The sequence below is a fragment of the Sphingomonas telluris genome (assembly GCF_022568775.1).
Taxonomy (GTDB): domain Bacteria; phylum Pseudomonadota; class Alphaproteobacteria; order Sphingomonadales; family Sphingomonadaceae; genus Sphingomicrobium; species Sphingomicrobium telluris.
In genome coordinates, this window is sequence record NZ_JAKZHW010000001.1 from 829,177 (window position 1) to 843,147 (window position 13,971).

The window sequence follows — 13,971 nt, forward strand, 5'->3', positions numbered from 1 at the left end:
TTAGCGGAAACGCGGGACCAGCGGCGGAGTGCTCCGCGCGTAGTTCCGGAATTCGTCGCCGAACCGGCGCGCCAGGCTCAAATCCTCGAAGTGAACGCGGATGGCGGTGCCAGCGATGAAAATCGGAACGGCGAAAAGAAACTGCAGCCAGTGCCCGGACGATGCCGCCAGCGCGATCATCAGGCAAAGCATTGCGAAATAGATGGGATGGCGCACGCGGCGATAGGGCCCGTGCTGCACGAGGGCCCGCCGGGTCGCGAGGGCCTGAGCGCTTGTCCGATAGAGAGCGAGCGTTGCGCTACCGAAGACGGTGGCCACGAGAATACCTGCGAGCGCCGCTGAGTCGGACGCTTCGAGAGGGGCGTAGATCGGGCCCAGGACAACGATCGAAACGCCAGCCAGCTGGAAAGGCACCGACCCGCGAGCGATAGTCGCGCTTGCCGTCCGTGCTTTGACCGCGGTTCGCGAACGACCGCGCCAATCCAATCGCGAAAATCGCCACGAGCGCGCAGAACAGCCCGAACTGGAATGGACTCACGGGATACGACTAAGTCATGGCACTCCCACTATCATAACTGTATTATGGCAGCAATACAGTAATTCACTCACCTTCGAGCGGGAGCGTGTCCACTTCTTCAGCAACGCCGAGGCGCTGGCGAATGCGCTGCTCTTCTTCGGCTGTCGGTGGCTGCGGCAGTTCTTCCTCGCCGGGCGCAAGCGCCTCATCCGGAATTCCGGGCCCGGTGCCGGCGATTGACTCGTTCAGCGGACGATCGTTCGGACCGTTGCTGATCTTTTCTCTATCGGCCATCTCGCTCTCCTTTGGCGATCAGCGAACGGCTTGGCGCGATTGTTCCTGGCTTTGTTGCGCCTTCAAGATGCGCCGCCCATATAGTCTCGCATGAAGCGTTTACTCCCGATCCTTCCGCTGCGCGACATCGTCGTATTTCCGCAGCGCATCGTTCCTCTCTTTGTAGGCCGTGAAAAGAGCGTCGCAGCGCTCGAAGCGGCCATGACGGCGGACAAGGAACTCTTCCTCGTTGCGCAGCTCGATCCGGCCGATGACGATCCCGATCGGGACGCGCTCTACGACCTCGGTGTGGTTGCAACCGCGATGCAGCTTCTGAAGCTGCCCGACGGCACCGTTCGCGTGCTCGTCGAAGGAGCCAAGCGCGCGCGCCTGCTGAACCTCGTTCCGGGCGACGGGTTCATGAATGCCGAAATCGAGGAGATCGATGAAGAGCCGGCCGACGGGCCCGAAGTCCAGGCGCTGATGCGCTCGGTCATCGATCAGTTTGAGAATTACGCGAAGCTCAACAAGCGGCTTCCGCCCGAGACCGGCATCCAGCTCGGCGAGATCGACGATGCGTCGGTGCTCGCGGATGCTGTTGCGTCGAACCTGTCGATCAAGGTTTCCGACAAGCAGGCCCTTCTTGGTGAACTGAACACCGCGCGCCGCCTCGAGATGGTCTTCGCCTTCATGGAAGGCGAACTCGGCGTGCTGCAGGTCGAGAAGAAGATCCGCAGCCGGGTGAAGCGTCAGATGGAGAAGACGCAGCGCGAATATTATTTGAACGAGCAGCTCAAGGCGATCCAGCGCGAGCTCGGCAATGAAGGCGAAGAGGGCGGCGACGAGCTCCAGGAGCTTGCCAACAAGATCGCCAAGACGCGCCTGTCGAAGGAGGCCCGAACGCGAGCGACCGCCGAGCTGAAGAAGCTCCGGGCGATGGCTCCGATGTCCGCCGAAGCGACGGTTGCGCGCAACTACCTCGACGTTCTTCTCGGCCTTCCGTGGGGCAAGAAGTCGAAGCTGAAGAAGGATATCGCCGAAGCGCAGCGCGTGCTCGACGAGGACCATTACGGCCTTGAGAAGGTCAAGGACCGCATCGTCGAATATCTCGCTGTGCAGGCGCGGACCAACCGCCTCAAGGGCCCGATCCTCTGCCTCGTCGGACCTCCTGGCGTCGGCAAGACGTCGCTCGGACGCTCGATCGCTCGGGCGACAGGCCGCGAGTTCGTTCGCCAGTCACTGGGCGGCGTCCGCGACGAGGCCGAGATTCGCGGTCACCGGCGCACCTACATCGGGTCACTTCCGGGCAAGATCATTTCGAACCTGAAGAAGGCGGGGACCTCGAACCCGCTCTTCCTGCTCGATGAGATCGACAAGCTCGGCCAGGATTTCCGCGGCGATCCGTCGTCCGCTTTGCTCGAGGTTCTCGATCCCGAGCAGAACAACAAGTTCCAGGACCATTACCTGGAGCTCGACTACGACCTGTCGGACGTGATGTTCGTGACCACCGCGAACTCGCTCGACATGCCGCAGCCGCTGCTCGACCGCATGGAGATCATCCGTCTCGAGGGTTACACCGAGGACGAAAAGGTCGAGATCGCCAAGCGCCACCTCATCCCGAAGCAGATGGAAGCGCATGGCGTGAAGGACGAGGAACTGGTCTTCACCGATGAAGGCCTTCGCTCGATGATCCGCCATTATACCCGCGAGGCCGGCGTCCGCACGCTCGAGCGCGAGCTAGCCAAGGTCGCCCGCAAGTCGCTGCGTCAGATCCTCGAAGGCAAGATGGAGCGTGTCGAGCTAACGCCTGACAATGTGTCCGACTTCCTGGGGGTTCGCCGCTATCGCTTCGGCGTCGGTGAGGAAGAGGACCAGATCGGTGCGGTCACGGGACTGGCGTGGACCGAGGTCGGCGGTGAGCTGCTGACGATCGAAGCGGTCACCGTCCCCGGGAAGGGCCAGATCCGCACGACCGGCAAGCTCGGCGAAGTGATGCAGGAGTCGATCCAGGCGGCCATGAGCTTCGTGAAGGCTCGCGCGCCGGCGTTCGGCGTGAAGCCGTCGATCTTCGCCCGCAAGGACATCCACGTTCACTTGCCGGAAGGCGCGGTGCCGAAGGATGGTCCGTCCGCCGGCATCGGCATGGTTACGGCGATGATCTCAACGCTTACGGCTATTCCGGTTCGCCGCGACGTGGCAATGACAGGCGAAGTGACGCTGCGGGGCAGGGTGCTTCCAATCGGCGGGCTCAAGGAAAAGCTTCTCGCGGCTCTTCGTGGCGGCATCACTACCGTGCTCATCCCCTCGGAAAACGAGAAGGATCTCGTTGACATTCCGACGAGCGTTAAGGAGCAGCTGGAGATCGTGCCCGTCGCGCATGTCGACGACGTGCTCGCGCGGGCGATGACCCAGCCGATGCAGCCGATCGAGTGGAGCGAGACTGACGAGCATGCGGCCGAACCGCCACTCCCGGGCCATCCTTCGGACTCGGAGTCACCGCTTCGCCATTAGTGGTCCAACACGGCACGCACTGACCGGTGACCTTTACTTGTGTTTAGAGTCTTGCCTTAAGGTTGCTGCAGGCGGGGGCCGAGTCTCCCGCCCAGTTCCGGGAGAGCCGTCCGATGAACAAGCAGGAACTGATCGGCCATGTCGCTGATCGCGCCGGCCTGAGCCGCAACGATGCGGCGCGTGCGGTCGAGACGATGCTGGAAGTGGTCACCTCTGCCCTGAAGAGAGGTGACGAGGTGCGTCTTGTCGGATTCGGCAATTTCTCGGTGACGCGTCGAAAGGCTTCCACGGGGCGCAATCCGCGGACCGGCGAACCCATGCAGATCAAGGCGAGCGCCCAGCCGAAGTTCCGTCCGGGCAAGGTTCTCAAGGACGCCGTTCAATAGCTGGACAGGGCGCTCCGGCGTCCCTATCTGCCCGGTTCCTGCGAGGGCATGGGCGCGTAGCTCAGCGGTAGAGCACACCCTTCACACGGGTGGGGTCACAGGTTCAATCCCTGTCGCGCCCACCATGTCCACGCACAGGCTGTTCCCCGGACAGCCGAGCATGGACATCCGCGGGCTGGCGAGATGAACCCCGAAATCCGGTAATTACTCCAGGTAACTGGGCTGGAAGCTCGCGACCCGCCGCATCTCCGACCAATCGCGGAACAGGATGTCGCGGCCGTGACGCTCGATGAGTCCCTGGCGCTCCAGATCCGCCATCACCCGGTTCACGTTGACCGAGGTCTGGCCGGTGATCTCCGCAATCTGCTGCTGCGTGAAGGGATTGTGGAGCGGCTCTTCGGGAACGTTCGTGCGGCTGCGAACGGCGGTTTCGCAGAGCAGGTGAGCGACCCGGGCCGTCGAATCCCTTCGCCCGCAATTCACGAGCCATTCGTAGCCGATATTCTCGTTGCGTTGCGTCAGCTGCCAGAAAAACTTGTGGAGTTCCGGATACTTCTCGACGATTGCGTTGAAGTCTTCAGCATCGCCGACCAGGATTTCGCTCGGGACGACGGCCTGTATGCCATAGCTCGACATGCCTTCACGAGGCAGGATGCCTTCGCCGGGGAATCTGAGCGCGACGATCTGCCGCCGGCCTGAACTGTCTACCTTGAACTTGGAGAGAATGCCGGAACGCACGAACACGACTTCGTCGCGCGGTATCCCGCTTTCGCGAAAGGGCCGGCGGGGATCGACCTGCACGACCTTCTGAGGCATGCGGTCGAGCTCATCGGCTAATTCTTGACGAAGCCCCGCCGCCACCAACGTCTCGCGAAGCGAAACGGTCGATCCGGCAGTCGGCCCCGAGCGGCGACTCGCCAACATCTCGCATCTCCCCTTCGAAAAGACGATGCGCCTCTGAAACGTTCTTAGCAAGCAACTTAAAATGGTCCTATTCAGGTCCATATTGACCCGTGAACCTAAAGGCCGTCGGACTGCGCACTTGTCGTCCCCGTCGCTTGCGTTCGGATATCGGCAACCCTAAGGAGCGCGCGCGCCTTCGGGAGAGGATCTCAGGGGCGCGCCGTGGCGATCGTAGCTCAGCTGGTTAGAGCATCGGTTTGTGGTACCGAGGGTCGCGGGTTCAAGTCCCGTCGATCGCCCCATTTTCTACGACTTATCGGACCTTCCCAAACTATGAATACGCCCTGGGGCTTCGAGGATTTCGACGCACACGAGAACCTGCATTTCGTCTGGAACGAGGAGTGCGGGCTGAAGGCGATCGTCGCCATTCACTCCACGCACCTCGGTCCCGCCGGCGGCGGCTGCCGGTTCTGGCAATATGCCGATCCCGCCGACGCGTTGACGGACGCGCTGCGCCTGTCCCGCGGAATGAGCTACAAGAATGCCATGGCGGGCCTTCCGCTGGGCGGCGGCAAGGCAGTCATCCTGGCCAACAGCCAGCGCGAGAAGACGCCGGAAATGCTGCACGCGTTCGGCAAGGCGATCGATCAGCTCTGCGGCCGCTATGTGACCGCCGAAGACGTCGGAATGAGTGTGTCTGACATGATCGAGATCCGTCGACAGACGCCGTTCGTCGCAGGGCTTCCGGTCGAGGGCGGTGAGGTCGGTGGCGATCCCGGTCCGCATACGTCGCTCGGCGTTTTCCTGGGCATCAAGGCGGCGGTCCGCCGCGCCCTCGGCAAGGACAGCCTGAACGGGCTGCACATCGCGCTTCAGGGCGCGGGTAGCGTTGCGACCGGCGTTGCGGTTCACGCAGCTGCCGAAGGTGCACGCATTTCAATCGCGGACGTCGATCAGGCAAAGGCGCGCCACCTGGCGGATGCGGTCAACGGAACGGTCGTTGGCACCGACGAAATCCTCGGGCTGGAGGCGGACGTCCTCAGCCCGTGCGCCCTCGGTGCGATCCTGACCGAAGAGACGATCGCCGCATTGAAGACGCCGATCATCGCCGGCGGCGCGAACAACCAGCTGGCGACTCCGGAAGACGGCGGCCGTCTGCACGCGCGTGGCATTCTGTACGCGCCGGACTACGTCATCAACGCCGGCGGCATCATCAACGTCTGCATCGAATATCTGCGCAGCGGAGACGCGCGCGCCGTGCGCGAGAAGATCGAGGGCATCCCGGTTCGCCTGGAGCAGATCTGGTCGGAAAGCGCCGAGACCAGCCGCGACCCTGCATCTGTCGCGGACTTCATGGCTCAGCGCCTCATCGGCAGAGGGTAAAGGGCTGACGTGCACCGCTTTGCCAATCCGGCAAGGTTCCTGAAGATCGCGCGGCCCGCGACAGCCTGGCTGTTGCTGGTCGGACTAGCGCTGACGGCGTTCGCGTTGGTGAGCGGACTGACGCTGACCCCGGCGGATTATCTGCAGGGCGAGACGGTGCGGATCATGTACGTCCACGTTCCGGCAGCCTGGCTCGGCATGGTCGGGTGGGCCGGCGTCGCTGCCGCATCCGTAAGTCAGCTCGTCTGGCGCCATCCGCTCGCGGCGATCGCCGGACGGGCGTTCGCGCCGGCGGGCGCGACCTTCGCGGCAGTGTGCCTTCTCACCGGCTCCATCTGGGGCCGTCCGACCTGGGGCACCTGGTGGGAGTGGGACGGGCGACTGACGTCGATGCTGATCTTGTTCTTCCTTTATCTCGGCTACATCGCTCTGGCCGGCGCCGAGAAGGAGCGAGGCGGCGAGGGGCGTATCGCCGCACTGTTCGGCCTCATCGGCGCCATCAACCTGCCCATCATCCATTATTCGGTTCTCTGGTGGCGGACCCTGCATCAGGGACAGAGCATCAGCCTCAGCGGCTCGACAATCGACGGCTCGATCCTGTGGCCGCTTTTCGTGTCGGCCATCGGCTTCACCTGCCTCTTCGGAGCGGCGGTCCTGATGCGGATGCGAGCAGAGCTTGCGGAGGCCAAGGTGGAGGCGCGCTTGCGCCGGGCGGCGGCCGAATGAGCCACTGGATCTTTGTTACGGCCGCCTATGCGATCGCCTCGCTGGCAACGGCGGGTCTGCTGCTGTGGAGCTGGACGTCCATGCGCAAGGCCGAAGGCGCAGCGGACGAGCTGAAGCGCCAATGATCGCCCGCCCAAAGCACCAGCGCTTGGTGCTTGTACTTCTCGCAGCCATCGCCGTGCTTGGGGCCGTCCTCCTTGCGATGTGGGGCCTCAAGGATCGCGCAGCCTATTTCTACACGCCGGCGGATATTGTCGCGGGCAAGGGCAGTGACGGAAAAGCGATGCGGCTCGGCGGAATGGTCGAGCGCGGCTCGGTAAGGCGCCAGAGCGACGGTGTCACCACCCGCTTCATCGTCGAGGACGGCGAAGGACGTGTGCCGGTGACCTATCGCGGCATCCTGCCCGACCTGTTCCGTGAGGGGAGCGGCGTGGTCGCGGAGGGCAAGCTTGGGTCCGACCGAACCTTCGTTGCCGACAATATCCTGGCCAAGCATGACGAGCGCTACATGCCGCCGGAGCTCGGCAATCAGGCCGCGGAGCATAAGGCGGGGCAGACGCTCAAGCGATGATCGCCGAAGCCGGCCTCGCTGCTCTGTGGCTTGCGGCTGCGCTTTCGCTGCTCGGCCTGTTCCTCAGCGTGCTGCACGTTCGCGGTACGCTGGAGGCCGATCGTCCCGTTCGCGCGCTTGCCATCGTGCAGGGCGCGATGTGCCTCTTCGCTTTTTCGATGCTGCTGCTCGTGTTCGCGCGGACGGACCTGTCGGTCGCGCTGGTTGTCGAGAATAGCCACAGCGAGAAGCCCTTCCTTTACAAGGTCGCCGGAGCGTGGGGGAACCACGAAGGCTCGATGCTCCTTTGGGTCATGGTCCTCGGGCTGTCGGGTGCCGCGCTCGCCACCTTCTCGAGGCAATTGTCCAGCCGAACGCTGATCGCCGCGCTCGGCGCACAGGCCGCGCTCGCGCTGGGCTTTCATGCCTTTCTGCTGGGTGCGTCCAATCCCTTCGCGCGGCTGAACCCGGCCGCGCCGGAGGGCAGGGGGCTCAATCCGCTGCTCCAGGACCCAGGTCTCGCGTTCCACCCTCCGACGCTTTACCTGGGCTATGTCGGGTTATCGGTGGCCTTCAGCCTCGCGGTCGGAGCGATGCTGGCCGGCGATGTCGACCGGCGTCTAGCACGGGCCATGCGTCCCTGGGTTCTCGGCGCGTGGATATTCCTGACGCTCGGCATCACTGCCGGAAGCTACTGGGCTTATTATGAGCTTGGCTGGGGCGGCTGGTGGTTCTGGGACCCAGTCGAGAACGCGTCGCTCATGCCCTGGCTCGCGGCAACGGCTTTGTTGCACTCGGTCGCCGTCCTCGCTGCCCGCAACGCGCTGAAGGCATGGACCATGATGCTGGCCGTCATCGCTTTCTCGATGTCGATGGTCGGCACCTTCCTCGTCCGATCCGGCATCCTGACGTCCGTGCATGCCTTCGCGGTCGATCCCACGCGTGGCGCATTCCTGTTGCTGCTGCTTGGCATCTACGTGTCCGCGGCATTTGCCCTGTTCGCGGTCAGAGCAGGTTCCCTGCGCGAGGGCGCCCCGTTCGAGCCTGTCAGCCGCGAAGCGGGGATCGTCGTCAACAACCTGCTGCTGACGGTGATCCTCGGCATCGTCTTCATCGGAACGCTGTATCCACTGTTCGTTGAGGCGCTCAGCGGTGAGAAGCTCTCCGTCGGAGCGCCCTATTTCAATGCCGTTGCGGGACCGCTCGCGATCCTGCTTGGCATCCTTCTCGCAGTCGGGCCGCTGCTGAGTTGGCGTAGGGAGGGGCGGCCGATCCTGCGAAAGCTTGCATTACCGGCTCTGTTCGCCGCGACAGCTCTCGTGATCGCCTTCCTTGCGATCCCACAAGCGAGCCCGCTCTCCAAGTTCGGCCTGGCGCTCGCCGCGGGCCTCATCCCCGCGTCGCTGGTCCCACTTATCGGGCGCAACCCGCTGCGTACGCCGCTTGCGACGTGGGGCATGGCCATCGCCCACATGGGTGCAGCAGTGTCCGTCGCGGGGATGGCGGCCGACAGTGCCTTTACGACGGAACGGCTCACGGCGGTGAAACTCGGCGAAACCGTCTCGGTCGGCCCTTGGCTCGTCGCCTTCCAGGGGATCAGCCCTGTCGCTGGTCCGAACTGGACGGCCGTAGAGGCCGAACTGCATGCGTCTCGCGGTGGAGGGGTGAGCGTCCTCCGCCCGCAAACACGCTTCTTCACCAGTCCGCCGACGGAGACGAACGAAGCCGCTATCGACACTTTCCTCAACGGCCAGCTCTACACGGTGATCGGTCGCTCGGACGAGGAAGGCCGCTGGCAGCTGAGGCTGTGGTGGAAGCCGCTTGTCACGCTCATCTGGCTGGGAGGCGGGCTCATCGGCTTCGGCGGTCTGCTAGCATTCGCGGGACATGCACGGCGGTCGTGGCGCAAGAGGCTCGCACAATGAGCCGCGGTCTTCGCCTGCTGCCAATCATTCTTCTGATCTGGATCCTCGGCACCTTCGCGTGGCGTCTGATTCAGCCGGACGACCCTACCATCCGCTCGCAGCTCGTGAATCGCGAAGTCCCCGAGTTCGCGCTTCCTGCGGTTCTGCCGAACACCGCAGGCTTGAAGTCGACAGATCTCGCGACGGGCAAGCCACGGCTGCTGAACCTGTTCGCGAGCTGGTGTGTGCCCTGCATCGGAGAAGCTCCGGTGCTGGATGAACTTCGCAAACGCGGGGTCGCGATCGACGGCATCGCAATCCGCGATAACAACGGCGCGGTCGGCGCCTTCCTCAACCGCCACGGCAACCCTTACGAGCGCATCGGCTCCGATCCGACCAGCCGCACGCAGCTCGCGCTCGGCTCTTCCGGTGTTCCCGAGACCTTCATCATCGACGGCAAGGGAGTCATCCGCCTTCAGCACGTCGGCGCAATCGAGCGGAGCGATCTTCCGCGCATCATGGCCGAGCTGGAGAAGGTGCGATGAGGAGCCTCGTTCTCGCCATCGCCTTCTTGCTCGGCGCGCCGGCAATCGCGGATTCCAACATGCCGCCTGCTTATTGGGCGAACCGCCAGCTGCCCGATGCTGAGCAGGAGGCCAAGGCACAGGCCCTCATGGAGGAGCTGCGGTGCCTCGTCTGCCAGGGTCAGTCGATCGCCGACTCCGATGCCGACCTAGCGGGGGACATGCGCGATCTTGTTCGTCGGCGCATAGCCGCCGGTGAGAAGCCGGATTCTATTCGTGCATGGCTTGTCGATCGCTACGGCGACTGGATCAGCTATCGGCCCACGGCAAAGCCGGTTTCGTGGCCGCTCTGGGCGGCTCCGATCATCCTGCTGATCTTTGGCGCCGCCGCGGCGGCTGGCCGTATGAGGAGGAGGCGCAAGTGACCGGCTGGTTCCTTCTGCTCCTGCTCATGTGCGCGGCACTAGCGAGTGTGTGGGCCATCGGCGTTCGCGGTGCGATGCTGCAACTGACCGGAGCGGCACTCCTGTTCGGTGCGGCTGGCTATGCGGTCCAGGGGCATCCAAACCTTGCTGGGTCGCCACGGAGCACTGCTCAGCGCCCCGCGCCCATACCTCTGACCAAGTTCCGCCATGCCTTCTTCGGCACCTTCACCCCGACCGAACACTGGCTGGTCATCGCCGAATCCTACGCCAGCCGCGGCGAAACCGAGCAGGCGGTGGCAACACTCACTGCTGCCGTCCGCGAACATCCGGGCGATCCCATGCTGTGGATCGGCCTCGGCAATGCGCTCGCCGACCATGCGGGAACGATCACTCCTGCGAGCGAGCTGGCCTTCCGCCGCTCGGCAGAGCTGGCGCCGAACCATCCCGCGCCGCGCTTTTTCTACGGCCTGGCGCTTGCGCGCTCAGGCGATCCGCAGGACGGGACCAAGCTGTGGCGCGAGATCCTGACAGAGGCGCCTGCCGATGCGAGCTGGCGACCGCTGGTCGAAGGCGCGATCACGGCCGTTCAGCCGCGATCGCAACCCAAAGCTCCTCAGGCTGCGACCGGCTCGTAAGGGAGGTCGAGCGCTTCGGCCACGGCTTCGTGGCGGATCTTGCCGCCGGAAACGTTGAGGCCTTCCGCGAGATGCGGATCCTGCCGCATCGCTTCTTCCGCACCCAGGTTCGCGATCTTCAGCGCGAAGGGCAGGGTGGCGTTGTTCAGTGCAAAGGCGCTGGTTCGGGCAACGGCGCCCGGCATGTTCGCGACGCAGTAATGAATGATGCCATCGACCTCGTAGACTGGGTCGGCATGCGTCGTCGCATGCGAGGTCTCGAAGCAGCCGCCTTGGTCGATCGCAATGTCGACGAGGACGGAGCCGCGCTTCATCGTCTTCAGCATGTCCCGTGTGACGAGCTTCGGAGCCGCTGCACCCGGAACGAGCACCGCACCAATGACCAACTCGGCTTCCTTCACCGCATTGGCAATGGCTGCACGCGAAGCGTAGGCGGTCTTGATCTGGCTCGAAAAGAACATGTCGAGTTCTGCAAGGCGGTCGTTGTTGATGTCGTAGATGGTGACGTCGGCGCGCATGCCCGTCGCCATCTGCGCGGCGTTCACGCCCGCGACCCCTCCGCCGAGGATCGCGACCTTCGCGGGAGCAACCCCGGGGACGCCGCCGAGCAGGACTCCGCGTCCGCCCTGTTCCTTTTCGAGGTAATGCGCGCCGACCTGGACGGACATGCGGCCCGCGACTTCGCTCATCGGCTTGAGCAGGGGCAGAGCGCCCGAACGCGACGTTACCGTCTCATAGGCGATGCACGTGGCGCCCGACTTCATCAAACCTTCGGCCTGCGGCTTGTCCGCGGCGAGGTGGAGGTAGGTGAAGAGGATGTGGCGCGGCTCGAGCAGCGCGATTTCCTGCTGCTGTGGCTCCTTGACCTTCACGATCATGTCGGACGACTTGAATACGGAGGCGGCGTCCGGGAGGATTTCTGCCCCAGCCTTGGTGTAGGCCGTATCCGGACAGTCGATGCCGTCGCCGGCACCCGTCTGAACGAACACCTGGTGTCCCGCCGCCACGAGCTCGGCGACCGAGGCCGGCGTCAGTCCGACGCGGTACTCGTGAACCTTGATTTCCTTGGGCACCCCAACGCGCATTATTCGTTCGCTCCGCTAATGATGATTGCGCGGGCCTATAGACGCGTGAATCGCCCTTGTCCCCCCAGATTGCACCGGGGTTTGCGGCTGTTGCGCACCGGTGCTAGTGCGGCGCGCCACGGCTCCGCCGATGGCGCGGGGGCTCAAGGGATGCGCGTTCGCGGTCTGTCCAGGCAGTATTCGATCACATGAATGTCACGAGCACGGGAGCAGCAGAAGCTGCGGTCCCACAAGATGCTGCACATGGGCACGCGCACGGGTCGCTGACGAAGCTCGCCATCGGCGCCGTCGGTATCGTCTTCGGCGATATCGGAACGTCGCCTATCTACGCCTTCCGCGAGACCTTCGCGGGGCATCACACGCTGCGAGTGGACCAGCTCCACGTCTACGGCGTGCTGAGCCTCATCTTCTGGTCGATGATGATCATCGTGACGCTGAAGTACGTCACGATCATCATGCGCGCCGACAACAAGGGTGAGGGCGGCAGCCTCGCGTTGCTGGCTCTTATCAATCGTCAGATCGGTGGGAAGAAGAGATGGACGGCGGGGATCGTCCTCCTCGGCGTTTTTGCGACTTCGCTCTTCTACGGCGACTCGATGATCACGCCAGCAGTGTCCGTGCTTTCTGCAGTCGAGGGTCTGACGACCGTCAACGCCGGGCTCCAGCCGTGGGTCGTGCCAATTTCCGTTGGCATTCTGGTAGGGCTCTTCGCGATCCAGTCGCACGGGACCGCGCGCGTCGGCGCCATGTTCGGGCCGATCATGCTCCTCTATTTCGCCACCATCGCGGTCCTGGGTCTGATGCATGCTGTGCACCGGCCCGAGATTGCGCTCGCCATGTTCAACCCATGGCACTTCGTCCAGTTTTTCATCGATGAGCCGACGCGCGCTTTCATCGCGCTCGGGTCGGTCGTTCTCGCCGTGACCGGAGCCGAGGCTCTCTATGCGGACATGGGTCACTTCGGGCGCAAGCCGATCCGCGTGTCGTGGCTCTACTTTGTCCTGCCTGCCCTGTTGTTCAACTACATGGGTCAGGGCGCGATGCTCATGTCGATGACCCCTGCGCAGGCGATGGAGACGGTCAAGAACCCATTCTTCTATCTCGCGCCGGACATGCTGCGCCTGCCGCTGGTGCTTCTCGCCACGGCCGCCGCGATCATTGCCAGCCAGGCCGTAATCTCGGGCGCCTTTTCCGTGACGCAGCAGGCTATCCAGCTGGGCTTCGTTCCTCGCTTGAGGATCGCTCACACCAGTGAGAGCGCCGCCGGCCAGATTTACATTCCGGTCGTGAACTGGGCGCTCATGATTATGGTCATCTTGCTCGTGATCATGTTCGGCAGCTCTTCGAACCTCGCTGCGGCCTACGGTATCGCGGTTACCGGCGCGATGCTCATTGATGCGGTCTTGATCTCCGTCGTCCTGCTGCAGCTGTGGAATTGGAACCGCGCGCTTTCGATTGCGCTCCTGGTGCTCTTCTTTACCGTCGACGGACTCTATCTCGGCGCGAACCTTTTGAAGATCCCCGCCGGCGGCTGGTTCCCGCTGTTGATTGGCGCGATTGCTTTCACGCTCCTCACGACCTGGGCGAAAGGCCGGCAGCTGCTGATCGCGCGCATGGACGAAGCCAGCTTGCCGATGGAAATCTTCATCAAGTCGGCGGCGCCGAGCGCCACTCGTGTGCCGGGAACGGCGGTCTTCATGACGAGCTCCGCCAGCGGCGTTCCGCACGCCCTCCTGCACAACCTCAAGCACAACAAGGTGCTTCATGAGCGCGTGCTCCTGCTGACCGTGAAGATCGAGGACGTACCCTACGTTCCGGAAGAGAAGAGGTCAGAAACGCGCGACTATTCCGCGGGCTTCTATCGCGTCGTTCTGCACTACGGCTTCATGGAAGAGGTGAACGTCCCTGCGGAGCTGACGAAGCTCGAGCAATGCGGGCCTGCCTGCAAGATGATGGACACCAGCTTCTTCCTGGCGCGGCAGACCCTCATTGCATCGGCCAGGCCCGGCATGGCGATCTGGCGCGAGAAATTGTTCTCCTGGATGCTTCGCAATGCGGAAAGCGCAATGGAGTTCTTCAAGCTTCCGACCAATCGGGTGGTCGAGCTCGGCAGTCAGGTGGAAATCTGAACCTTCGCTGCTGTCCGCGC

At 63.8% G+C, this 13,971-nt stretch carries 15 protein-coding genes and 2 tRNA genes; 13 read left to right on the top strand and 4 right to left on the bottom strand.

Annotated elements, in window-relative coordinates; translation table 11 throughout:
- Both LZ016_RS04225 and LZ016_RS04230 read right to left on the bottom strand, forming a co-directional pair.
- Window positions 1–414: a methyltransferase family protein gene (locus tag LZ016_RS04225; protein WP_241446052.1), complete on the bottom strand. Its 414-nt coding sequence runs from the start codon at window positions 412–414 to the stop codon at window positions 1–3.
- Between the two features lie 187 nt (window positions 415–601).
- Complete coding sequence (locus tag LZ016_RS04230) at window positions 602–811, bottom strand: hypothetical protein (protein WP_241446053.1); 210 nt, start codon at window positions 809–811, stop codon at window positions 602–604.
- 90 nt (window positions 812–901) lie between these two features.
- Between LZ016_RS04230 and lon the strand changes: the two genes are divergently transcribed.
- The 3 genes from lon (at window position 902) to LZ016_RS04245 (ending at window position 3,812) form a co-directional block, all read left to right on the top strand.
- Entirely contained in the window at window positions 902–3,301 is a 2,400-nt protein-coding gene (gene lon / locus LZ016_RS04235) for an endopeptidase La (RefSeq protein WP_241446054.1), read from the top strand.
- Between the two features lie 65 nt (window positions 3,302–3,366).
- Window positions 3,367–3,687: an HU family DNA-binding protein gene (locus LZ016_RS04240; protein WP_277622640.1), complete on the top strand. Its 321-nt coding sequence runs from the start codon at window positions 3,367–3,369 to the stop codon at window positions 3,685–3,687.
- A gap of 50 nt (window positions 3,688–3,737) precedes the next feature.
- Window positions 3,738–3,812, top strand: a tRNA-Val gene (locus LZ016_RS04245).
- Window positions 3,813–3,891: 79 nt separating this feature from the next.
- Here the strand turns inward: LZ016_RS04245 and LZ016_RS04250 are convergent.
- Window positions 3,892–4,611, bottom strand: coding sequence for a Crp/Fnr family transcriptional regulator (locus tag LZ016_RS04250; RefSeq protein ID WP_241446055.1), 720 nt, complete (start codon window positions 4,609–4,611; stop codon window positions 3,892–3,894).
- Window positions 4,612–4,815: 204 nt separating this feature from the next.
- Between LZ016_RS04250 and LZ016_RS04255 the strand changes: the two genes are divergently transcribed.
- From LZ016_RS04255 to LZ016_RS04295, 9 genes are all read left to right on the top strand, one after another.
- A tRNA-His gene (locus tag LZ016_RS04255) sits at window positions 4,816–4,892 on the top strand.
- 31 nt (window positions 4,893–4,923) lie between these two features.
- Window positions 4,924–5,973, top strand: a complete 1,050-nt coding sequence (locus LZ016_RS04260) for a Glu/Leu/Phe/Val family dehydrogenase (protein WP_241446057.1) — start codon at window positions 4,924–4,926, stop codon at window positions 5,971–5,973.
- A 9-nt stretch (window positions 5,974–5,982) separates the two neighbouring features.
- Window positions 5,983–6,699, top strand: coding sequence for a heme ABC transporter permease CcmC (gene ccmC / locus LZ016_RS04265; protein ID WP_241446059.1), 717 nt, complete (start codon window positions 5,983–5,985; stop codon window positions 6,697–6,699).
- Window positions 6,696–6,824: a heme exporter protein CcmD gene (ccmD, locus tag LZ016_RS04270; RefSeq protein WP_241446061.1), complete on the top strand. Its 129-nt coding sequence runs from the start codon at window positions 6,696–6,698 to the stop codon at window positions 6,822–6,824. Before ccmC ends, ccmD begins: the two co-directional genes overlap by 4 nt.
- Window positions 6,821–7,270 carry a cytochrome c maturation protein CcmE gene (gene ccmE / locus LZ016_RS04275; RefSeq protein WP_241446063.1) on the top strand — a complete coding sequence of 150 codons (450 nt, stop codon included), beginning with the start codon at window positions 6,821–6,823 and terminating at the stop codon, window positions 7,268–7,270. Before ccmD ends, ccmE begins: the two co-directional genes overlap by 4 nt.
- Entirely contained in the window at window positions 7,267–9,174 is a 1,908-nt protein-coding gene (locus LZ016_RS04280; protein ID WP_241446065.1) for a heme lyase CcmF/NrfE family subunit, read from the top strand. The genes ccmE and LZ016_RS04280 overlap by 4 nt, the downstream gene beginning before the upstream one ends.
- Window positions 9,171–9,698 (top strand): DsbE family thiol:disulfide interchange protein, encoded by a 528-nt coding sequence (locus tag LZ016_RS04285; RefSeq protein ID WP_241446067.1) that lies wholly within the window; start codon window positions 9,171–9,173, stop codon window positions 9,696–9,698. The genes LZ016_RS04280 and LZ016_RS04285 overlap by 4 nt, the downstream gene beginning before the upstream one ends.
- Window positions 9,695–10,102: a cytochrome c-type biogenesis protein gene (locus tag LZ016_RS04290; RefSeq protein ID WP_241446069.1), complete on the top strand. Its 408-nt coding sequence runs from the start codon at window positions 9,695–9,697 to the stop codon at window positions 10,100–10,102. The genes LZ016_RS04285 and LZ016_RS04290 overlap by 4 nt, the downstream gene beginning before the upstream one ends.
- A complete protein-coding gene (locus tag LZ016_RS04295) occupies window positions 10,099–10,737 on the top strand; it encodes a tetratricopeptide repeat protein (protein WP_241446070.1) in 639 nt (212 codons plus the stop codon). Before LZ016_RS04290 ends, LZ016_RS04295 begins: the two co-directional genes overlap by 4 nt.
- Here LZ016_RS04295 and ald read toward each other — a convergent pair.
- Window positions 10,716–11,822: an alanine dehydrogenase gene (gene ald / locus LZ016_RS04300; RefSeq protein ID WP_241446071.1), complete on the bottom strand. Its 1,107-nt coding sequence runs from the start codon at window positions 11,820–11,822 to the stop codon at window positions 10,716–10,718. The two genes, LZ016_RS04295 and ald, sit on opposite strands and share 22 nt — an antisense overlap.
- 188 nt (window positions 11,823–12,010) lie before the next feature.
- Between ald and LZ016_RS04305 the strand changes: the two genes are divergently transcribed.
- Window positions 12,011–13,951, top strand: a complete 1,941-nt coding sequence (locus LZ016_RS04305; RefSeq protein ID WP_241446072.1) for a potassium transporter Kup — start codon at window positions 12,011–12,013, stop codon at window positions 13,949–13,951.
- Window positions 13,952–13,971 lie beyond the last annotated feature (20 nt).

Excerpts from the sequence above, each read along its gene's own strand:
- LZ016_RS04230 (WP_241446053.1), bottom strand. The coding sequence starts at position 811 with ATGGCCGATAGAGAAAAGATCAGCAACGGTCCGAACGATCGTCCGCTG.
- lon (WP_241446054.1), top strand. The coding sequence starts at position 902 with ATGAAGCGTTTACTCCCGATCCTTCCGCTGCGCGACATCGTCGTATTT.
- LZ016_RS04250 (WP_241446055.1), bottom strand. The coding sequence starts at position 4,611 with ATGTTGGCGAGTCGCCGCTCGGGGCCGACTGCCGGATCGACCGTTTCG.
- LZ016_RS04260 (WP_241446057.1), top strand. The coding sequence starts at position 4,924 with ATGAATACGCCCTGGGGCTTCGAGGATTTCGACGCACACGAGAACCTG.
- ccmD (WP_241446061.1), top strand. The coding sequence starts at position 6,696 with ATGAGCCACTGGATCTTTGTTACGGCCGCCTATGCGATCGCCTCGCTG.
- ccmE (WP_241446063.1), top strand. The coding sequence starts at position 6,821 with ATGATCGCCCGCCCAAAGCACCAGCGCTTGGTGCTTGTACTTCTCGCA.
- LZ016_RS04280 (WP_241446065.1), top strand. The coding sequence starts at position 7,267 with ATGATCGCCGAAGCCGGCCTCGCTGCTCTGTGGCTTGCGGCTGCGCTT.
- LZ016_RS04285 (WP_241446067.1), top strand. The coding sequence starts at position 9,171 with ATGAGCCGCGGTCTTCGCCTGCTGCCAATCATTCTTCTGATCTGGATC.
- LZ016_RS04290 (WP_241446069.1), top strand. The coding sequence starts at position 9,695 with ATGAGGAGCCTCGTTCTCGCCATCGCCTTCTTGCTCGGCGCGCCGGCA.
- ald (WP_241446071.1), bottom strand. The coding sequence starts at position 11,822 with ATGCGCGTTGGGGTGCCCAAGGAAATCAAGGTTCACGAGTACCGCGTC.
- LZ016_RS04305 (WP_241446072.1), top strand. The coding sequence starts at position 12,011 with ATGAATGTCACGAGCACGGGAGCAGCAGAAGCTGCGGTCCCACAAGAT.